The sequence below is a fragment of the Bacillus mesophilus genome (assembly GCF_011008845.1).
Classification (GTDB): Bacteria; Bacillota; Bacilli; order Bacillales; family SA4; genus Bacillus_BS; species Bacillus_BS mesophilus.
Genome location: NZ_JAAIWM010000004.1, coordinates 211,579 through 233,447, shown reverse-complemented (window position 1 = coordinate 233,447; position 21,869 = coordinate 211,579). Strand labels below are relative to the sequence as shown.

Annotated in this window: 18 protein-coding genes and 1 pseudogene; 15 read left to right on the top strand and 4 right to left on the bottom strand. The window is 36.9% G+C overall.

Going from position 1 to position 21,869, the window contains the following annotated elements:
• Positions 1–6: 6 nt before the first annotated feature.
• The 4 genes from G4D63_RS13185 (at position 7) to trhO (ending at position 4,382) form a co-directional block, all read left to right on the top strand.
• Positions 7–960, top strand: a complete 954-nt coding sequence (locus G4D63_RS13185) for an alpha/beta hydrolase (protein ID WP_163180119.1) — start codon at positions 7–9, stop codon at positions 958–960.
• 245 nt (positions 961–1,205) lie between these two features.
• On the top strand, positions 1,206–2,567 hold the full coding sequence (locus tag G4D63_RS13180) for an MFS transporter (protein WP_163180118.1): 1,362 nt from the start codon (positions 1,206–1,208) through the stop codon (positions 2,565–2,567).
• Positions 2,568–2,681: 114 nt separating this feature from the next.
• Positions 2,682–3,263 carry a 5'-deoxynucleotidase gene (gene yfbR, locus G4D63_RS13175; RefSeq protein WP_163180117.1) on the top strand — a complete coding sequence of 194 codons (582 nt, stop codon included), beginning with the start codon at positions 2,682–2,684 and terminating at the stop codon, positions 3,261–3,263.
• Between the two features lie 165 nt (positions 3,264–3,428).
• Positions 3,429–4,382, top strand: a complete 954-nt coding sequence (gene trhO / locus G4D63_RS13170) for an oxygen-dependent tRNA uridine(34) hydroxylase TrhO (protein ID WP_163180116.1) — start codon at positions 3,429–3,431, stop codon at positions 4,380–4,382.
• A gap of 79 nt (positions 4,383–4,461) precedes the next feature.
• Here trhO and G4D63_RS13165 read toward each other — a convergent pair whose 3' ends face one another.
• Positions 4,462–4,911 (bottom strand): Lrp/AsnC family transcriptional regulator, encoded by a 450-nt coding sequence (locus G4D63_RS13165; RefSeq protein WP_163180292.1) that lies wholly within the window; start codon positions 4,909–4,911, stop codon positions 4,462–4,464.
• A gap of 269 nt (positions 4,912–5,180) precedes the next feature.
• Here G4D63_RS13165 and G4D63_RS13160 point away from each other — a divergent pair, with 269 nt between their 5' ends.
• From G4D63_RS13160 to G4D63_RS13145, 4 genes are all read left to right on the top strand, one after another.
• Entirely contained in the window at positions 5,181–5,756 is a 576-nt protein-coding gene (locus tag G4D63_RS13160; protein ID WP_163180115.1) for a chromate transporter, read from the top strand.
• Positions 5,753–6,283, top strand: a complete 531-nt coding sequence (locus G4D63_RS13155; RefSeq protein WP_163180114.1) for a chromate transporter — start codon at positions 5,753–5,755, stop codon at positions 6,281–6,283. Before G4D63_RS13160 ends, G4D63_RS13155 begins: the two co-directional genes overlap by 4 nt.
• Positions 6,284–6,417: 134 nt before the next feature.
• A complete protein-coding gene (locus G4D63_RS13150; RefSeq protein WP_163180113.1) occupies positions 6,418–8,202 on the top strand; it encodes a S9 family peptidase in 1,785 nt (594 codons plus the stop codon).
• Between the two features lie 48 nt (positions 8,203–8,250).
• Entirely contained in the window at positions 8,251–9,495 is a 1,245-nt protein-coding gene (locus tag G4D63_RS13145) for an MFS transporter (protein WP_239585965.1), read from the top strand.
• Between the two features lie 24 nt (positions 9,496–9,519).
• Here the strand turns inward: G4D63_RS13145 and G4D63_RS13140 are convergent, their stop codons facing one another.
• Positions 9,520–10,683, bottom strand: coding sequence for an iron-containing alcohol dehydrogenase (locus tag G4D63_RS13140; RefSeq protein ID WP_163180112.1), 1,164 nt, complete (start codon positions 10,681–10,683; stop codon positions 9,520–9,522).
• A 170-nt stretch (positions 10,684–10,853) separates the two neighbouring features.
• On the opposite strand from G4D63_RS13140, the gene G4D63_RS13135 reads away from it, so the two are divergent.
• Together G4D63_RS13135 and G4D63_RS13130 are read left to right on the top strand one after the other, a co-directional pair.
• The gene (locus G4D63_RS13135) at positions 10,854–12,260 is read left to right on the top strand and encodes a M20/M25/M40 family metallo-hydrolase (protein ID WP_163180111.1); all 1,407 of its coding nucleotides are present in this window, start codon (positions 10,854–10,856) and stop codon (positions 12,258–12,260) included.
• 24 nt (positions 12,261–12,284) lie between these two features.
• Positions 12,285–13,517, top strand: coding sequence for a cysteine desulfurase-like protein (locus tag G4D63_RS13130; RefSeq protein ID WP_163180110.1), 1,233 nt, complete (start codon positions 12,285–12,287; stop codon positions 13,515–13,517).
• 206 nt (positions 13,518–13,723) lie between these two features.
• On the opposite strand, the gene G4D63_RS13125 is transcribed toward G4D63_RS13130, so the two are convergent.
• On the bottom strand, positions 13,724–14,524 hold the full coding sequence (locus G4D63_RS13125; protein ID WP_163180109.1) for an HAD family hydrolase: 801 nt from the start codon (positions 14,522–14,524) through the stop codon (positions 13,724–13,726).
• Positions 14,517–15,290 carry a DeoR/GlpR family DNA-binding transcription regulator gene (locus tag G4D63_RS13120; protein ID WP_163180108.1) on the bottom strand — a complete coding sequence of 258 codons (774 nt, stop codon included), beginning with the start codon at positions 15,288–15,290 and terminating at the stop codon, positions 14,517–14,519. Before G4D63_RS13120 ends, G4D63_RS13125 begins: the two co-directional genes overlap by 8 nt.
• A gap of 298 nt (positions 15,291–15,588) precedes the next feature.
• On the opposite strand from G4D63_RS13120, the gene glcT reads away from it, so the two are divergent.
• The 5 genes and pseudogenes from glcT (at position 15,589) to G4D63_RS13095 (ending at position 21,800) form a co-directional block, all read left to right on the top strand.
• Positions 15,589–16,449, top strand: coding sequence for a glucose PTS transporter transcription antiterminator GlcT (gene glcT / locus G4D63_RS13115; protein ID WP_163180107.1), 861 nt, complete (start codon positions 15,589–15,591; stop codon positions 16,447–16,449).
• Between the two features lie 198 nt (positions 16,450–16,647).
• Complete coding sequence (ptsG, locus tag G4D63_RS13110) at positions 16,648–18,708, top strand: glucose-specific PTS transporter subunit IIBC (RefSeq protein ID WP_163180106.1); 2,061 nt, start codon at positions 16,648–16,650, stop codon at positions 18,706–18,708.
• 96 nt (positions 18,709–18,804) lie between these two features.
• The gene (locus G4D63_RS13105; protein WP_338023959.1) at positions 18,805–19,071 is read left to right on the top strand and encodes a phosphocarrier protein HPr; all 267 of its coding nucleotides are present in this window, start codon (positions 18,805–18,807) and stop codon (positions 19,069–19,071) included.
• On the top strand, positions 19,071–20,789 hold the full coding sequence (gene ptsP, locus G4D63_RS13100) for a phosphoenolpyruvate--protein phosphotransferase (protein ID WP_163180104.1): 1,719 nt from the start codon (positions 19,071–19,073) through the stop codon (positions 20,787–20,789). Before G4D63_RS13105 ends, ptsP begins: the two co-directional genes overlap by 1 nt.
• Positions 20,790–20,946: 157 nt before the next feature.
• Positions 20,947–21,800: pseudogene (locus G4D63_RS13095) on the top strand (patatin-like phospholipase family protein).
• The last annotated feature ends 69 nt before the right edge of the window (positions 21,801–21,869 follow it).

Sequence of the window (21,869 nt, the reverse complement as noted above, 5' to 3'; positions counted from 1 at the left end):
AGAATAATGAGCTTACACCCACAAGCTGTTGCTTTGTTAGAAATGTTTAAGGCCAGAAATCTTCCACCGATAGAGGAACAGGATTTACAAGTAGGTAGAGCAGCTTTCGTAGAATCAACGAAGCTATTAAACAAGATTGAGGACATATTAAGTGTTGAGGATATAAAAATACAGGGTTATCAAGAAGAAATTGCTATAAGAATATATACACCAAATGAACAAGCCGATTTACCTGCTTTTGTATATTTTCATGGTGGTGGATGGGTAATTGGAAACATTGATACCCATGATCCTCTTTGTCGTATGTTTGCAAACGAAGCTCAGTGTAAAGTTATTTCTGTTGATTATAGTTTGGCACCAGAACATAGGTTTCCTGTAGGTGTAGAAGATGCATACTTAGCTACGAAATATGTCTTTGATCATGCTCAGGAGCTAGGAATAGATTCAAGCCGTATTGCTGTTGGTGGAGATAGTGCAGGAGGAAACTTTGCAACAGTTGTCTGTTATTTAGCAAATCAAAGAAAAGATTTTGCTGTTGGGCAACAATTGTTATTTTACCCTTCAACAGGCTTTGAGCCAACAGATTCCTATGAAAAATATAGTGAGGGCTATTACCTAACAAAATCAACAATGCAGTGGTTTAGACAACAGTACTTTAACCAGCCAAGTGAAACACAAAGTCCGTTGGCGGCACCCATGCTAATTCCTGACGAAGAGGTTGCATTGCTTCCACCAGCATATATTCTAACTGCAGAATATGACCCATTATGTGACGGTGGGGAAAACTATGCGAACAAGCTAGAAAATGCAGGAGTGGAGACCACATATATTTGTTATCCTGGTATGATCCATGGCTTTATGTGTATGACTAAGGTGATTGAGGATGGGGAAAAAGCAATCCGGGAAGCGGCTCGTTACTTAAAAAATCAATTTTCAGTGATTCCTGCTGAACATTCATAAACAATGAAAGGGATGAGCATTTGTTCATCCTTTTTCTTATTTTCTCGCTATGCTGACGATGGGAAAGCGAAAGCGAGTGTTCTGAGACGTAGATCCCGTTTTTAAAGGGAGCCTTTTATTAAATTGTTAGAAGAGTAAACACAAAATATGAAACTTCGATTAACGAAACAATTTCCTTTCTTATTTTAATAAAACTCTTTATGATTATAGGTAGAAATTATTTTATCTTAATAGGTGGGTTTTAAATGTCATCGATATCCATTTCCGCTCCGGGTCATGATCAATCCGAAGTGTTACAAGAAAACAAGGTTATTCTGTTATGGAGTTTTACAGTCTGGTTGGTTGTAATGAATACGACCATGTTTAATGTTGCCCTACCATCCGTACTAGCAGACCTTACCTTAACTTCATCAACGGCCTCATGGATTGTATCGGGTTATTCCATTGTTTTTGCTATCTCCACACTGACATATAGTCGATTATCAGACTTTATTCCAATCTCCAAATTATTAATCATTGGTTTATCTGTTTTAGGAGCTGCTTCAATAATCGGTTTTTTCTCGCAACATTTTTTTATACTTTTGTTAGCACGTGTTTTACAAGCCGCTGGAGCAGGAGCTGTACCAGGGTTAGCTATGGTGTTAGCAGGTAGATATATACCAGTTTCAAGAAGAGGAAAAGCAATGGCTTATATTGCCTCAGCCGCTTCACTTGGATTTGGCTTAGGCCCAGTACTTGGAGGAGCAATTACTCAATATCTAGGCTGGAATTATTTATTTGCGGTCACAGGAATTGTTATTCTGTTAATACCCATATTTCTTAAACTTTTGCCCAATGAACCAGTAAAACCTGTTAAATTTGATACACTTGGAGGACTACTTACTGGTTTAGGTGTAACAGCCTTATTGCTTTTTTTAACTACATTTTCACTTCCTATTTTATTTGGGTGTATCTCTATTCTAGTTCTTATGTGGTGGCGTATAAACACTGTAGAAGTGCCATTTGTTCAACCTTCATTATTTAAAAACAGGCAATTTAGTAAGCTATTATTTATTGGATTTATCGCTTTTGTTACTCATTTTGCAATTTTGTTCTTAATGCCGATTATATTAACAGAGATTTTTAGTCGAAATCCCGCTGAGGTAGGTCTAATCATTTTTCCAGGAGCAATCCTTTCAGCAATCGCTGCTCAGTTTATAGGCCGTTTTATTGATCACTTTGGTAATGCGCCAGTCATCTTCTTCGGGCAAGTATGCTTATTGATTTCAACCATCTTGTTCGCATGGTTAACAGCTGCTTCACCATATTCAATACTTTTCATCTACATGTTTACAAGTATAGGGTTTTCTGCACTTACATCGAGCATTTCAAACGAGGTTACACGAATTTTATCCTATGAAGAAATTGGAGCTGGAATGGGGATGATTCAGCTCATTCAATTTTTTGGCGGGGCATTTGGTGTTACACTTACAGGTATAGCTTTAACTTTGCAAAACGGATTCACTGCAAAAGTAACTTATTTTAATATTTATGGTGGCTTAACTGTTCTTTTGCTGACTTCCGCATTGACCTTTGGGCATTATTACTTAAAAACCAAAAAGGTATAGCAATGGAGTATCTTCGCGCAAATTTCTAATTCGAGCTATAGAAGTAGTTGCTTGCCTTTTTTTAAGTAGTTGTTATACACTTTATCAAGTGTTTCTTTTTAAAGGAAGTGTAATATGGAAAGTCATTTATTAGCAAATTTATATCGATTAAGGTACATTGACAGATGGAGTCTGATGAGAAATATTATGAAAGAAAACGTTGCTGAACATTCCTTTAATGTTTCTCTTATAACTCATTCTCTATGCTCGATCGCAAATGAGGTTTTTCATAAAAATATTAATACAGAAAGAGCAGTTACTTTATCTCTATTTCACGATGTTACCGAAGTATTTACTGGTGATATACCGACTCCAGTTAAGCACCACAACCGAGATATCCTAAAGAATTTTAGAGATATTGAAAAATTAGCTGCTGAAAGATTGGTAAATCAAGCCCCGGAAGCATTAAAGCATGTATACAAAAGCGTAATTGACGAAAAACAAGAGGTAGAATTATCAAGGTTTATTAAAGCAGCAGACTTATTAGATGCATACCTCAAGTGTTTGACTGAACTAACGGCAGGAAACCGAGAATTCACAGTAGCTAAAACTCAAATAGAAGAAAAAATATCAGAATTAGACATGCCTGAAGTAGAGTATTTTCTTAGCCACTTTGCACCAAGTTTTGAGAAAACACTTGATGAAATCTCAGAATAATTATTAGCCTGTCTATATTCTTTTATCATTATTAAGTATTTGGTTCCAAAGACTAGCTATTTATAGCAACAACTTTTACTGTCTAATATTCCTATAAATACGAACACATAAGGTTATAATAGATTAATTAAACAAGATTATATGTAATCATAAAAGGTGGTAAAAATGGTCAATAATTATAGAGTATTGCTTTATTATATGTACGTCCCAATTGAAAATCCTGAGGAATTTGCTGATGAACACTTAAGCTTCTGTAATGAGCTAGGCCTTAAAGGAAGAATTCTAGTAGCAAGTGAAGGTATAAACGGTACAGTATCAGGAACGATTGAACAAACTGATCTATACATGAAGGCAATGAAAGAAGACCCGCGCTTTACAGATATAGTGTTTAAGGTGGATCTAGCGGATTCGCATGCTTTTAAAAAGATGCATGTTAGGGCACGTGACGAGCTCGTTACACTTCGCTTAAATGATGATATAGATCCAACTAAAAAGACTGGTAAGTATTTAAACCCAACACAATTTTATGAGGCAATACAAGACCCTGATACTCTCGTATTAGATGCAAGAAATGATTATGAATACGATTTAGGACATTTTAGGGGTGCAGTAAAACCAGAGATAAGAAACTTTCGTGACCTTCCCGATTGGATTGATCAAAATAGAGAGATGCTTGAAGGTAAGAAAATTGTTACTTATTGTACTGGAGGCATAAGGTGCGAAAAGTTTTCAGGTTGGTTATTAAAAGAGGGATTTGAGGATGTAGCACAGTTACATGGCGGAATTGTAACTTATGGAAAAGATTCTGAAGTTCAAGGCAAGCTATGGGATGGACAATGCTATGTGTTTGATGAGCGGATCAGTGTCCCAATTAATCAAACTGAACATATAATTGTTGGAAGAGATCACTTTACAGGAGAGCCTTGTGAACGCTATGTTAACTGCGGAAATCCTGAATGTAACAAAAAAATAATTTGCTCGGAAGAGAGTGAACATAAATATTTACGAGGATGTACACATGAATGTCAAGTACATCCAAGAAATCGATATGTAGCAGAACATGCTTTAACAGAAGAGCAAGTTAGAGAGAAACTTTCTGCTCTTAATTTAGGGAGTTAGACACGCGATAGTGGAAAAAAATAAACAGGACTAATTATACGTTAGTCCTGTTTATTTTTTTCCCTAAGTAGAGAATTTGTTATAATTTTAAACCTGTTCGACTTTTAAAACGCCTTAAAAGAATATGACTTTCTACCCTTGTGATCCCTTGTAGGCTATACAATTCTTTATTAATAAAGTGTTCAAGTCTAGAGAAATCCTCCACTAACACATGCATATGAAGGGTACTAGGACCAGTCATTTGGTAGCAGCTTGCCACCGCTGGGTTATCTACAAGCGTCTGTGCAACCTCAACTAAAAAACTAGGTTCGCAATCAACTTCGAAAAAAGCAGAAACACTTTTTCCCATTTTCTCAGAGTTAATGACAGCTGAGAACTTTTCAATAACTCCACCTTCAATTAGCTGATTGACTCTCTCTCTAATCGATACTCTAGACAGATTTAACTCCTTACCAATATCCACATATGACATTCTTGCATTCTCGGTAAGTAATTGGAGAATTCTACGGTCAATTTCATCTAACTTCATCATTATTCACCACTTTTGAGGTTATAGTAGACGTTTCTTTATATCAATATCCATAGGAATGAGTTTCGTTTGTACGTATAAATTGTATCATATCTTTCGTTTGTTAGTTAAAACGATAAATAAACTTTCCATATGAAATTATGTGTTTTTTTGTTAAGATTAATATTATGTGATTCAAAATACATACATACAACCTTTTAAACTACTAAGTTGGTTTTTAAAAGGTGTAAGAATGTATCAGTGAATAATTAGAAAAGGGACTGATAAATTTGAAACATATTCAGCTGTTTTTAGCATTTTTTCGAGTCGGAATGCTCGGCTATGGTGGAGGACCTGCATCCATTCCACTTGTTCATAAAGAGGTAGTTGATAAATATAAATGGATGAATGATGATGAATTCGCAGATGTATTGGCTTTAGGGAATACGTTGCCTGGACCTATAGCTACGAAGATGGCTGGTTATATTGGGTATCGTGTTGCTGGAGTACTCGGTATGATTAACGCCGTTCTAGCAACCATTGTTCCAACAATAGTTTTAATGATTATCTTATTAACATTCCTAGCAACCTATAAGGATCTTCCTTGGGTAAGTGGGATGTCTAAGGCGGTTGTCCCGATTGTTGGTGTAATGTTAGCTAGTTTAACTTGGGATTTCTTTAAGAAATCAAAGGATACCCTCGGTTGGATGTATGCCTTGATTATCGTAGTTGCAAGTATTGTATTAATAGAATTATTAAATGTACACCCAGCACTATTAATTGGTAGTTTATTAGCTTATGCATTATTGAAGAAGGATAAGGCTCCTGATGTTCAGCAGCCGGTTGAAAGAGGTGTTGGTTTATGATCCTATGGCATATATTTTTAGCTTTCTTTATCCCAGGAATAGTTGGCTATGGTGGAGGACCTGCATCCATTCCACTTGTTGAAAATGAAGTAGTTGATCGTTATGAATGGATGACGGTGTCTGAATTTAGTGAAGTACTCGCTTTAGGAAATGCGCTGCCTGGCCCCATTGCTACGAAGATGGCTGGTTATATTGGTTATCAACAAGGTGGAATTCCTGGAGCAATTGTAGGGGTATTCGCTACTGTTGCACCTTCTCTAATTTTAATGATTATATTACTTAGTATTCTCTACAAGTTTAAAGATTCACCTAAGGTAAAAAGAATGACAAACTATGTACGTCCTACCATTGCTGTTTTGCTAGGTGTGATGACTTATAGCTTTTTCTCTACATCATACGTAGATGCTGGTCTGATGCAAACAATTATTTTAATTGTGGTAGGTTTTCTCTTATTGGAAAAGTGGAAAGTGCATCCTGCCTATGTAATAGTAGGAGCACTAGTTTATGGTGGCATCTTTCTACAATAGATCACTTGAGGATCAGACTTAAACAGTCTGATCCATTTTCAAAGATAACTTTAAATAGCAACATATATTCCTTCAAATCAGAGGTTGTAATTGGTAAAATAGTAAGAGAAATAGAATAAAAAGGAGACCAACTTATGATTACATTTCCCAAAACAGGTATTGAAAGCTTTTTTCGAACAATTAATATAGTTGATTTCGATGTACATAGCTCAGAAGAAGAGTTAATCTATTCTACTAATTTAAATGGGTACTATAATGTATGGGCAATGAATCTAGAAAAACGGTATCCTTATCAGCTAACAACGGCTAATCAAATGAATTCTTTTGTAAAATATAACTCAAAAAAGAATCTTCTTTTAACGGGTTATGATCATGATGGTGATGAAAACTATCACATTTACGCATTACAACCTTCTGGTGGGGAGGCAGCACCACTTTTACACGCAGATGGTGAAAAGTTTTATTATGGTGATCTCTCTAAAGACGGAAACACTCTTTATTACGTAACAAGTGTTGATAATCCGAATTTCTTATCCATTCGCCGACTAAATTTAGAAAATGGCGAAAATGAAATCCTTATCCAAGGAGAGGGTGGACCAAGTTATTTATATGCAGTAAGCCCCAATGAATCTTCGTTTGCTTATTCAAAGGAAGTCGGAAATACAAGTTCGTTTGGCTTTGTATTTTCTAATAACGAGTCTATTGCGATTACGCCTTCTCAAGAAACTCCTCATCGTGTGAGAGAGGTAGAATACATAGATGAAGATACTTTGTTAGTACTGACAAACTACGGAAGTGAATTTTCTTATATAGCAAGCTTTGAGATTAGTACTCGTACTTTTAAAAAGCTTTTTGAATTAGAAGGCCATGAATTATCTAAGCTTACCCTAGATCGTACGAAGAATAAGGTTTACTTTGTTGCACAGCGTGGTGTTGAGGATCATTTGTATTCATATGATTTATCGAATTCAACTCAACAGGTAGTAGCAAAACCATTTGATATGGTTGATAAACTTGTTATTGGGAAGAAAGGGACTATATTTGCATTAGGCCGCTCAACAACCAAACCAGCCAATCTATTCCGCAGTTATGATCTTACTCAATGGGAACAGCTTACTGAGCATCAAATTATTGGGGTTAGGCAAGAGGAACTTGCAGAACCAGAAGTATTAACATATCCAAGCTTTGACGGAATGGAAATTGAGTCACTATACTTTGCTCCACCAAAAGAGATTGACAATGGTCACACAATTTTATGGCCACATGGAGGGCCGCAATGGGCAGTTCGAAAAACATTTAGTCCATTGTTCCAATACCTTACTACACAAGGTTTCCGAGTCTTCTCACCTAATTTCCGGGGCAGCACTGGGTACGGTGAAACCTTTGTAAAACTCGTAAATAAGGACTGGGGTGGTGGACCTCGTCTTGATATCGTCGCGGGTATGGAATGGTTGAATCAACAAGGTAAGTCAAGTGCTGATCAATGGTTCTGCATTGGTGGCAGCTATGGAGGGTATATGACATTACTTCTTCATGGTCGACATGCTGATCTCTTCAAAGCGTTCGTAGATATTTTTGGACCTAGTAATTTATTTACAACAATTGAAACAGCCCCTGAGCATTGGAAGGCAGCAGATCGTGAGTTAATTGGAGATCCTGTAGAAGATCGCGAAAAGTTGATTGAAGATTCACCGATGACTTACATTGATCAAATGACGAAGCCAATGCTTGTAATCCAGGGATCTAATGACCCGAGAGTAGTAAAGGTGGAATCAGATGTAATTGTTGAAGCGATGAAAGAACGAGGGCAAGATGTTGAGTATTTAGTACTAGAAGATGAAGGTCATGGCTTCTCTAAAACAGAGAATGCATTGAAAGTTTATAGTTTAATGGTTAGTTTCCTTCAAAAATATCTTTAACGAAAATGGCGAGGATGTATGACATCCTCGCTTTTTAAGGATGTGTATATGTATATGATTGAAAAAGGTACCTTACATACAAAGAAAACAAGTAATCTTCTTCTAGCTGGAGTAGGCATTTCAACACTAGGAGATTTTATTTATTTGGTAGCTATAAATATTCTAGTTTTACGTTTAACAGGTTCCCCGGCTGCAGTTGCCGGCTTATGGATTATGAGCCCGCTAGCAGGTATTCTTACAAAGTTCTGGTCTGGTAGTTTCATAGATCGAATGAACAAACGTTCTTTAATGATTGTTACAGACTTAATTAGAGCAGCTATTATTATATTTTTACCTTTTATTTCATCCTTGTGGTTATTGTATATGTGTTTGTTTTTCCTATCAATCGCAAAATCTTTTTTTGAGCCAACCTCTATGACCTATATTACTAGTGTTATTCCAAAGGAACATCGTAAACAGTTTAATTCATTTAGAAGTATTTTCACTTCCGGTGCATTTTTGATTGGCCCGGCAATCGCAGGGGTGTTAATCATAACAACTTCCATTGAGATTGCTATATGGTTGAATGCACTTTCGTTTATGATCTCAGCGGTTGTACTTTTGTTTCTTCCGAATATAGATAAAGAAGCACATTCTCGAAAGAATATTACGATAAAAGATCTCTTCAATGACTGGGGTTACGTCATTCAGTTTAGTCGCCAACATACATATGTCATTTTTGTATATTTCCTTGCTCAATTTTTCATGTTAGTCACGCTTGGAATGGATGCACAAGAGGTTGTTTTTACACAAAAGGTTCTGGGTTTATCAGAAACACAGTTTGGTTTACTCATTAGTATTACTGGGGTTGGTTCTATCTTAGGCGCATTTGCGGTTTCTATTCTAGCAAAACGAATGTCTATTCAACTATTAATCAGTTCTGGTTTCTTGCTTGTGGCCTTAGGTTATGTCATTTATGCCTTGTCCTTTTCGTTTTTATCAGTTGCATTCGGATTTATCATTCTTGGGTTCTTTAATGCCTTTTCAAACACTGGTTTTACGACTTTCTACCAAAATAATGTCCCTGTTGAAATGATGGGGCGAATCTCTAGTGTTTATGGTGTGATTGTTAGTGTGTTTCAGATCATCTTTATTTTATTAATAGGGTTTACTGGGGAATTGATTCCGTTGAGATACAGTATTATTATTTCTTCTATACTTGTATTAAGTAGTGGTCTTCTTTTAGCCTATATCGTGCATTTACCGTCACGAAAGCAATTTTTTAGCGAAGAGTCAGTTCCGGTTCAAGGATAACAAAAAAAGCGGGGAATCCCGCTTTTACTCATTTTTATAGGCTTTTTTAAATAGCTCCAAATAATCTTCTGTTGTAATCTCTCTTGCATTACTTGGAGTAGAGCCATTTAGGAATGAAGACTGTGCTAAATACTCAAAATCTTCCTCTTTCACCTCAGGTAAACTACTGAAAGTCGGGATTGAAAGGTCCTGTGCTAATTGCTTCATTTCAATTACTAATTTCGCTGTTGCTTCCTCGTCCGTATCCTTCTCTGAAGAAATACCAATCGTTCTCGCAATCATAGCATGTTTGGTAATGTCAGCCTCTGCATTAAATTCAACAATATAGGGTAGAAACATGGAATTTGCAACTCCATGAGGAGTATCATATAACCCTCCAATCGCTTCAGCCATACAATGTACCGATGCTACATCTGCATGAGAAAAAGCCATACCTGCAATGGTAGAACCTATCATAACTTGATATCTTGCTTCTTTGTTTGTACCTTCGTGAACGGCCGTTCTTAGATGAGGATAGATATGTTTCATAGCTTGTAGAGCAAGACCATCTGCAATTGGATTAGAAAGCTTACATGTAAATGCCTCAATTGCATGGACAAGAGCATCCATTCCTGTTGATGCAGTCAACGATTTGGGAAGCTTGTAAGTTAATTCAGGATCCACAATAGCAAGTACCGGTGCTATATGTACATCTTTAATCGTGAACTTCGTTTTTTGAGTAGTATCGGTTATAACAGAAGAACGAGTCACCTCGGCTCCAGTACCAGCTGTAGTTGGGATCACAACAAGTGGTGTAACACCTGTTGGTACCTTGTTTCGACCAGCATAGTCTTGTGGTTTTCCCCCTAAAACCTGCAAAATAGCAATTGCCTTTGCTGAATCAATAACAGAGCCACCACCAATTGCTAGAATTACATCCGCTTCAAATTGTCTTGCCACTTCAGCACCGTTCATGCAGTCGGTATCTTTAGGATTAGGTCTAACTCCATTAAATACTTTGGTTTGAAAGTCCTCATTTTCAAGTGATGATAGGAGGGTATCCACGATTCCGAGTTGCTCAATTCCTGGATCAGTTACAAGTAAGATTTTATTTCCAGTAACTGTTTCCTTTACAAATTGACCAGCTTTTGAAAATAATCCTGTCCCTAACTTTATTTTTGTTGGGAGAAAAAAATCAAAGACTTCCATATATGTACCTCCATATTAGTAGATTATTGAAATTTTATCACATTCAGCTTATTTTATCATTTTGTTTAAAAAAATATTTCTAAATTATCTGAAAAATGATATAAGTAAGAAAGGAATATTTCTTTCGTATACCGAATTATATAACATATCTTAATGAAGGAGTGAGTGTAATGAGTGAACAATTAGTTGAATCCTTAAGAGGTCTTACTAAAGATGTGGTATCAGAATCGATTGAAACATTAAAAAATTATTTAAGGTTACCGACAATCTCTGCTCAAAATAAAGCAATTCCTGAAACGGTTCAATTTGTCGTTGAGTTATTTGAACAAGCCGGGGGTGAAGCAAAGGTACTTGACGAGTTAGGAGGTAATCCTGTTGTGTATGGATTCTTCCCGGCTGGTAGCAAAGGTGATTCAACAAAAACGTTACTGTTTTATAACCATTATGATGTACAACCGCCAGAGCCATTAAATGAATGGAATAGTGAGCCGTTTGAGCCAACTATTTTAGATGGAAAGCTATTTGCTAGAGGAGTTTCAGACAATAAGGGTGACTTGATTGCTAGATTAACAGCTATAAAGGTCCTGAAACAGCTAGACGGCTTGCCTTGTAATATCAAGTTTATGGTTGAGGGCGAAGAGGAGATTGGAAGTCCTAATCTTGCGCCGTATTTGGTAAAGTATAAAGATTTATTTAAGGCTGATGCTTGTATATGGGAGTTTGGTGGAAAGGATGAGGAAGAGCGAGTAAACATGGTCGCTGGAATCAAGGGAATGGCCTATATGGAGTTAACTTGTGCGGGAGCAGATATTGATATGCACTCATCAGTAGGTGCTTATGTTGATAATGCAGCTTGGAGATTAGTTCAAGCTTTAGCTACAATGAGAAATGAAAAAAATGATATTTTAGTTAAAGGTTTTTATGATGACATTGATGAACCAACAGAGTTAGAGAAGGAAGTCGTTGCTAACCTCCCTTTCAATGAAGAGGCAGTTAGAAATCTCTATGGCTTAAAACGACCACTTATCACGGAAGCAAAGGGTGTGGATCCGAGAGAAGCAATGGTATTTCAACCGACCATGACAATTTGTGGAATCGAAAGTGGTTATACAGGTGAAGGTGCTAAAACAGTTTTACCAAAGAATGCAAAAGTTAAGCTTGATTGCCGACTTGTGCCTGGCCAAGATCCTCAACATATTTTTGAAAGTGTTCAAGCTCATTTGAAGGCACATGGGTTTGATGATATCAATGTAGTGTTAATTAACGGCCAAAAAGCATATCGTTCAGATTATAACCATCCGTTTGTTGCACACGTCTTAGAAACAGCAAGTGCGGTTTATGAAAAGGAAGCTGTGCTAGCACCAAATTCTGCTGGAACTGGGCCTATGTATGAATTTGGAAATCAGTTACAAGTACCTGTCGTAAGTACGGGGGTAGGCTGGGTAGAATCTAAGGCACATGCTCCAAACGAATCTATTCGTCTCGTTGATTTTGAGGAAGGTGTTGTTCACATGGCTTATATGCTTTCAGGATTTCCCATCGCTATGAACCAACATTCATTAGAGACATCAAAATAAATTGTAATGTTAGGAGCTAACACCATGAACCAAAGTATAAGTACCTTTCCAATTGCTAAAGTACGTAGTCAATTTCCAGCCCTTAATCGAACTTATAAAGGTCAACCTGTTACTTATTTTGATGGTCCAGGTGGCACGCAGGTTGTTAGAGCTTCCATTGAGGGAGTAACAAAATACATGGAAAATGGAGGTGCCAATCTGCACGGAGCCTTTCCCACAAGCCGTGAAACAGAGGAAATGATATCAGAAGCTAAATTAGCGATTGGAGATTTCTTAGGGGTAAAGGAGAATGAGGTTGCCTTTGGTGCCAATATGACGACTCTTGCACTAGCGATTGCAAGAGCATTAGGAAAACAATGGGGACCTGGGGACGAAATTGTCGTAACTGAAATGGACCACCGAGCCAATGTTGATCCATGGATTACTATGGCTGAAGATCGTGGAATAAAGGTTAGATGGATTTCAGTTAATAAAGATTCATTAACACTTAATCTTGATAACCTTCAGGAAGTCATTAATGAAAATACCCGTTTAGTTGCTGTTGGTCTTGCTTCAAACGCCGTAGGTACGATTAATGATATTGCTTCAATCTCTAAAGTGGCAAAGGGAGTAGGGGCGCTAGTAGCAGTTGATGCTGTTCACGCTGCTCCGCACGTATTAATTGATCGTGACTCTCTGGGGATTGATATACTTTTATGTTCAGCATATAAGTTCTTTGGACCACATGTTGGAATTGCAGCAATTAAAGAAGAGCTGTTTGAACGGATTGAGCCATTTAAACTTAATCCTGCACCAAGCTATATTCCCGATAAATTAGAAACGGGTACTCAAAACCATGAGGGAATAGCGGGAATCAAACCAGCAATCGAGTTTATGGCTAGTTTGGGTATAGGGGCTACAAGAAAAGAGAAGCTGCAGTCAGGGTTAATGAACATAGACATGTACGAAAATGAACTGGCTGCTAGACTAAGAGAAGGTCTAGCATCTATACCAAAAGTAACGCTCTACCAGGCAGCGCCAGGGGTAGCGAAAACTCCAACAATTGCTTTTACAATCGAGGGCTATACACCACTTGAGGTGTGTCAGCGAATGGCAGAGGAGCATGGAATTTTTATTGCAGATGGGCACTTTTATGCTACCACACTGGCAGAGAAACTCGGAATTATTCAGAGTGGTAGTTGGATCCGTGCAGGATTAGCACCGTATAATACACTTGAAGAAGTGGAGAGGTTTATTAAAGCAGTTAAGCTTTTATAGCACAGGGATAGATTAAGTCGTATCTTAAAACATATAAAATTAAATAGCCATAAACATCCTTGGATCGATTGATCCAAGGATGTTTATATTTTAGACCCTGAAAATTAAAACATTCTGAAATAGAGTCGTTATTATATTAATATCATTTTTAGGACTTTAATTGAATTTTAGTATAAAACATTTTTACTTATAATTACTTACTTTACTTATGTGGTTTCTGAGGAATTTATCTCTAAAATGATTTCTATTGCTTCCCCAACACTCTCCACTACATAATCTGCACATTCTTTTACACCTTGCTTTGCCTTACTCATAGCAAATCCATATTTGGCAACCTGTAGCATCGATACATCATTAAAGGAATCACCGATACAAGCAATTTCCTCTAGGGAAATCCCAATACGTTCCGCGAGTTTCTTCACGGCATTTCCTTTACTAATATTTTTAGGCATGATATCTAGTGTGTACTTAGCAGAAATAAAGGCATCGATTTCGTTGGGATAGGCTTGTAGCAATTCTGTTTGAAGTTCTTCAATTACCTCGTCTTTGCCTGTTACAATAATCTTTGAGGGGTGAATAGTTACTCCGATATCGTTGTATAAATTGGGATTGATTATGAGAGGTGAAAAAAGGACCTTTTGTATTCTTTCAACAATCTCATTGTTACGATCGATGATTTCAGTATCTCTTGTTGATACAAGAGTTAGCACTTCTTTATCAACCACATGACTATAAATTTTTTGGGCTATTGATGACTCAAAAAAAGTGCTATGAAAATCTGTTTGGTCGTCTAGCACAATAAATGCTCCATTTTGGCTAATGCGATGAAAGGTACGGTCAATCATCTTAGAAACTTCAATGATATCTAAATCCTTACGACCTGTAGCTAAGCAAAAGTTTATTCCCATCTCCTGTGCCTTATGTATAGATTTAATATCACGCTCTCGAACTTTTATATTTTCATCAAGGAGTGTACCATCTAAATCGCTAACAATTAACTTAATCATCTATTTCATCTCCTATTGTTACGATGATTTGGATATCCAATTGAACCAATAATTCTTGGAAAGACTGATCTGGTTCCTGATCAGTAATAATCATATCTATACTTTCTAACGAACAAACATGGTGAAATAACTGTTGATGAAATTTAGTGGAATCCGCCAAAACAATAACCTGCTCAGCTCTATTAATCATATTTTTAATAAGTGTTGATTCTTCTTCGTATGGATTCGATAAACCGTCCTTTGTAACACCACACGCTCCCAAAAAGAGCTTCTGGAAATGTAATTGATTTAGGCTTTCTAATGTTTTTGCGCCATATATAAACCGTTGAGTTGGATGGATAATACCACCAAGTAAATGTACCTCACAGTGGTGTTTGCCAACCATTAAGCTTGCAATATCAACTGAGTTTGTGACCACTCTGTTATGAACACTTTTCCAATACTCAACCATACTTTGGACAGTGGTAGAAGAGTCAAGAAGAATCTGTTCCTCGTCTCGGATGAGATTGACTGCTGCCAGCCCAATTTTATGCTTTGACATAGCTTGTGTGTTTTTTCGATCTTCATAAGTGTTTAGTAAATGCTGTGTTGGTTGTAGTGCACCACCACGTGTCCTAACAATTTGACCTTGTTCGTCTAGTTTTACAAGATCACGTCTGGCTGTATCTCTTGATACATTAAAAGTTTCGCAAATTTCTTCAATACTAATTCTTTTTTTAGCAGCTAAAATACTCATAATTTTAATTAGTCTTTCTTCTTGAAACAAATTCTTCACCCCCACTTCATTATAGTAAGTGAATCTTTAAATAAGCAAGCACCAAATAAGTTGTTATAAGTAAAGTTAAGTGTTTGTAAGTGTAACAGTTTTTAAACACCATTAATACATGTTTGAGGTAGTGAGCCATGATTTCATACAGTGTTTCATTACAGTGCTAAAGGATAACCTCCTAATGAAAGTAAAAAAAACTAAGTGAAAGTAGCATAGGAATGTATTTCTATTGACCAGAATAATTCGTTTCCTATACGATATAGAATATTACGAAGATAGGTGAGAAGGTGTACAGATGGGTAGTTCGTATACTGTCAAGAAAGTACTAAACAATAATGTAATCATTGCAAATAGCCTTCCTGGTAAAGATGAGGTTGTTTTAATTGGTAAAGGAATTGGCTTTAATAAATCGAAAGGAAACAGCATTGATGTATCACCAATAGAAAAACTTTTTGTTCTTACTAGTGAAAAGGAACAAGATCAGTATAAGAAACTTCTGCCATACGTCAGTGAAGAAATTATTGAATGTATGAATGATGTCATACATTTCATTACCGTTTCTATAAGAAAAAAGCTAAATCAACAATTATTAATATCGCTAACAGATCACATCTCTTTTGCCATTAAGAGACTCCAGGAAGGTCTGGAGATTAAGAATCCTTTCTCGCTTGAAACTAAGACGCTCTATCCAGAGGAGTATAGTGTGGCCACTGAGGTCGTTCAAATGATTAATGAGAAATTAGAGGTTTCATTTCCTGAAGGAGAGATTGGTTTTATTGCGTTGCACATTCACAGTGCGGTTTCGGACCGGCGCCTTTCCGAAGTCAATCAACATTCTCAGCTTATTCATAAACTGGTCGAGGTTATTGAAGACTCATTAAAAACAAACCTAGATCGAGAAGGTGTTCAGTATGTTCGCCTAGTAAGTCACATTCGTTTTATGTTAGATCGTGTTCGATCAGAGGAAAATGTTGGTATTTCAACAAATCTCTCAAATATCTTGCAGGCCGAATATCCTGTATGCTATAATCTCGCATGGAAGCTTATAAAGATCGTACAACAGCAATTAAAAGTTAAAGTCTTTGAAGCAGAGGCTGTATATTTGACCTTACATTTGCAAAGGCTTTCAGCTAAAAATCAAGAAATAACTTCGTAAACGTGTTACTGATTCGATCAGGCATGAGTGAAGAAGAGTAATAGATAAGACATTTGGGGAATCCTACCCTTGTGTTGATCTATACACTTCTTTCTCATGCCTTTTTTTGTTCTTTTTGTTTGATTTGAAGGATCGTTCTTGCTTTTTAGGTTCAGATGTATGTATACAGTTAGTTTCTTAGAAGATAAGGAGGTTATTATGTTTAAGAGAATTTTTGGGACATTACAAAAAGTGGGTAGAGCATTAATGCTTCCAGTTGCGTTATTGCCTGCTGCTGGTATTTTACTAGCTTTAGGTAATGCTCTTCAAAACCCCGCCACATTAGAAAAGGCTACCTATTTAAAAGCAACATGGCTACAAAACACAGCCATTGTTATGGAGGGTGCTGGAGGAATTATCTTTGATAATCTTCCCTTACTTTTTGCTGTCGGTGTTGCAATCGGTTTGGCAGGCGATGGTGTCGCAGGACTAGCTGCGATCATCGGATATTTAATTATGAACAGAACAATGAACACCATTTTAACGATTCAAGGAAAGCTTCCATTGCCAGAGGGAGTAAATGATCCAGCATATGCAACAGTTCTAGGAATTCCAACGTTACAGACGGGAGTTTTTGGAGGAATCATTGTTGGTATTATCGCAGCCTATCTTTATGGGAAGTATTTTAATATTGAATTGCCATCATACTTAGGTTTTTTTGCGGGTAAGCGTTTTGTTCCTATTATTACAGCAGCAACAGCTGTTTTACTAGGATTTCTAATGTTACTCGTGTGGCCTCCAATTCAAACTGGCCTTAATCATTTTTCATATTATGTAATTGATTCAAACAGGACTTTATCGGCATTCATGTTCGGTGTCATTGAAAGAGCATTAATTCCATTTGGCTTGCATCACATCTTTTATTCACCAATATGGTATGAGTTTGGACAATATACAAACGCTGCAGGCGAGTTAATACGTGGAGACCAACGTATTTTTATGGAACAGATCAGAGAAGGTGCAGAATTGACAGCAGGAACGTTTATGACAGGGAAGTTTCCGTTTATGATGTTTGGTTTACCGGCTGCAGCATTAGCTATATATCATGAGGCTCGTAAGGAAAATAAAAAAATTGTAGCAGGAATTATGGGTTCAGCTGCTCTAACTTCTTTCCTAACAGGTATTACAGAACCAATTGAATTTTCATTCTTGTTCGTGGCACCTGTATTGTTTGGCATTCATGCAATTTTTGCAGGCCTATCATTTATGACCATGCATCTCTTAGATGTCAAAATTGGAATGACGTTTTCTGGTGGGGTAATTGATTTCCTATTATTTGGAGTACTTCCTGGAAGAACTGAATGGTGGCTTGTCATTCCAGTTGGCCTAGTATTTGCTGTTATTTACTATTTCGGCTTCCGATTTGCAATCAGAAAATTTAACTTAAACACGCCGGGTCGTGAAGATGTATCACAAAACACAGCTAAACCTGTTAAGGCAGGCGAATTACCTTACAACATCTTAGAAGCAATGGGTGGAAAAGAGAATATTGCACATCTAGATGCTTGTATTACTCGATTACGTGTATCCGTAAATGATCAAAAGCAAGTAGATAAAGATCGACTTAAGTCATTAGGAGCATCAGGAGTACTGGAAGTAGGAAACAATATCCAAGCAATTTTCGGTCCTCTTTCTGATAACTTAAAAACTCAAATTCAAGATATTATTAATGGTAAAACACCTCATTCAGTGACTAAATCACCTGAAAAAGGGGTAGTACAACAAATTGAGGAAATAAATCCAGAAGCTTTACAAACAGAACCAGAACTAGAGGTGTACGCTTCTCCTTTAGCGGGAGAAATTCTACCCTTGGATGAAGTGCCTGACCAAGTATTTTCGGAGCGTATGATGGGAGACGGATTTGCAGTTTTACCTAATGCTGGAGTTGTAGTTTCCCCGGTGGATGGGAAAATTGTTAACCTGTTTCCAACTAAGCATGCAATTGGAATTGAGTCTTCATCTGGAAGAGAAATCTTAATTCACGTTGGAATTGATACAGTACATTTAAAGGGAGAAGGATTTACTGCTCTCGTTGAACAAGGAGATATGGTGAAAAAGGGTCAAGAGATCTTGAAGATTGATTTAGAATTTGTAAAGAAAAATGCGCCTTCTATCATTACACCAATCATCTTCACCAACTTAAAGCAAGGTCAAACTGTTTCCATAGAAAAACAGGGTAATGTATCAACAAGAGAAGATGTAGTTAAGATTGAAGGTTAGTTATGTAAATACAGGTACTGTTAATTTACAAGGTCTAACAGAGCCGAAATATAAAAATAATAAATAAAAATCATACTCAAAAGGGAGATGTCTACTATGGCAGAAAAAACATTTAAAATTACAGCAGAATCAGGAGTTCATGCAAGGCCTGCTACAGTTCTCGTTCAAACAGCAGGTCAATTTAACAGTGAAATTACGGTTGAATATAATGAGCGTTCTGTTAACTTGAAGTCAATTATGGGTGTCATGTCATTAGGGATCCCAAGTGGTAGTCAGATTACAATTAGTGCAAATGGTGACGATGCTGAGGGAGCTATTGACGCCCTAACTGAAACCATCAAAAAAGAAGGTCTTGGTGAATAATGAAAAATACAATATCTGGTATTGCAGCCTCACAAGGAATCGCTATTGCTAAGGCTTATCATTTAGTTCATCCTGATCTAACAATTGAGAAAAAAGAGGTTATTGAAGTAGAAGCTGAAATTGCTCGTCTTGATCAGGCAATTCAGGAGTCAGTTAAAGAATTAACGGCTATAAAGGAACACACATTAAAGGAACTAGGTCCTGACAAAGCTGCTATTTTTGATGCTCATTTATTAGTAGCTAATGATCCAGAACTCATTCAGCCAATAAAAGATAAAGTGAAGCATGAAAAACTAAATCCGGAGTTTGCTCTTCGTGAAGTTGCTGATCTGTTTATTAATATGTTTGAAAACATGGATAATGAGTATATGAAAGAACGCGCTGCTGATATTCGTGACGTAACAAAGAGAGTTTTAGCACATTTATTAGGTGTAAGTATACCGAACCCTAGCTTAGTCACAGAGGATGTTATTATTGTAGCAGAAGACCTAACTCCTTCTGACACAGCTCAGTTAAATCGTCAATTTGTTAAGGGCTTCACAACTGATATTGGTGGTCGTACTTCTCATTCAGCGATCATGGCGAGGTCCATGGAAATTCCAGCAGTTGTTGGAACAAAAAGTGTAACTAAGGAAACAAAAAATGGGGATGTAATCATTATTGATGGTTTAGATGGAAATGTAATTGTTAATCCAACTGAAGAAATACTTTTACAATATAAAGAAAAACAACAAAGTTATCAAAAACAAAAAGACGAATGGGCAAAGTTAAAGGAAGAAAAAACACTTTCTAGTGATGGTCATCATGTAGAGCTTGCTGCAAATATTGGAACACCGAAAGATGTAAAAGGTGTGCTAGAAAATGGTGGCGAGGGAATTGGTTTGTATCGAACTGAGTTCCTATATATGGGCCGTGACCAACTTCCAACAGAAGAAGAACAGTTTGAAGCTTATAAGACAGTTCTTGAAAACATGGGAGATAAGCCAGTTGTGGTACGTACATTAGATATTGGTGGAGATAAAGAGCTTCCTTATTTACATTTACCAAAGGAAATGAACCCGTTTTTAGGGTTCCGTGCAATTCGTCTTTGTTTAGAGCAACAAGACATCTTCCGTACCCAGCTTCGCGCTTTATTAAGAGCAAGTGTATATGGGAACTTGAAGATTATGTTCCCGATGATTGCAACACTAGATGAATTCCGTCAAGCTAAGACCATTTTATTAGAAGAAAAAGACCAGCTTGTAGCGGGAGGAACAAAGGTTTCAGACAGTATTGAAATTGGAATGATGGTTGAAATTCCTTCAAGTGCCATTATTGCAGATCAATTTGCAAAAGAGGTTGATTTCTTTAGCATTGGAACGAATGATCTTATTCAATATACAATGGCCGCTGACCGTATGAACGAACAGGTGTCATACTTGTATCAACCATATCATCCTGCTATTCTTCGTTTAGTTAATATGGTCATTGAGGCTGCACATAAAGAAGGGAAATGGGCAGGAATGTGTGGAGAAATGGCAGGAGATCCAATTGCCATTCCATTACTACTAGGCTTAGGGCTTGATGAGTTTAGTATGAGTGCAACCTCTATATTGCCGGCACGTTCACAATTAAAGGGTCTTTCCAAAGAGGAAATCTCAAAACATAAACATACAATACTTTCAATGAGTACGTCAGAAGAAGTTATGGCGTTTGTAAATGAACATTTTATGAAATAATAAAAAAGAGTAGAAAAACTTACGTTTTTCTACTCTTTTTTAACTTCTTTTTAAATACAATTTAAGGTAAGGCTCCCAATTGCTCTCGTATAAAGTGTATTTCAATGAAGATTTTTGAGGGGGAAATTAAAAATACAAGAATAAAAGGAGTTTTTACATGGATCAGGTCGGGTTAGTGTTAGAAGGCGGTGGGATGAGAGGTCTTTATTCAGCGGGTGTTCTAGATTTTTTTATGGAAAAAGAACTATATTTTCCATATGTAATCGGTGTTTCGGCTGGAGCTTGTATGGCTGCGTCTTATTTATCTCGCCAAAAAGGTCGTAACCAAAAGGTAAATATAGATCTAGTAAAAGATCCGAGGTACCTTTCATGGCGAAACTTACTTAGAAAAAGAGAGATGTTTGGGATGGACTTTTTATTTGATGAGGTACCTAATCGACTTGTCCCTTTCGATTTTGATACATTTATAGAAGGATCAGAAGAGTTCCTAGTCGGAACCACAGATTGCCAAACGGGCCAGCCCATTTATTTTAATAAAAAAGACCACGGTAGGAATATGCTAACAATCATTCGGGCATCGAGCTCCGTTCCATTTATTTCTTCAAGTGTAAGTTATCAGGATAAGATCTTACTTGATGGAGGTATTGCTGATCCAATACCGATTAAGAAATCACAAGAGGTGGAAACCAAAAAAACATTGTAATTCTTACAAAGCCAGCAAAGGAAAACAAACAACCGAGTAGAATGTCATCATTATTAAGATATAAATGGCACCCAAAAATACATGAGGTTCTTCAGAGACGCCACCAGATTTATAATGAAACGATTAGTCACCTAAAGAAAGAAGAAGAAAATAATCAGGCACTTATTATTCAACCAAGTAAAGAACTCCCTGTCAGCTCTATTGAAAGGAATCAGACAAAATTATCTCAACTATTTGAACTAGGCTATTCTGATGCTCAAGCACTTTATGAAGAAATACTAGTGTTTACAGATGGCTCTAAAACATAGGATTAGAGTAATCCGTTATTTAACAACCTTATTTTTTTGCTAAACCCCAGCTTGACAAGGCATGACCTA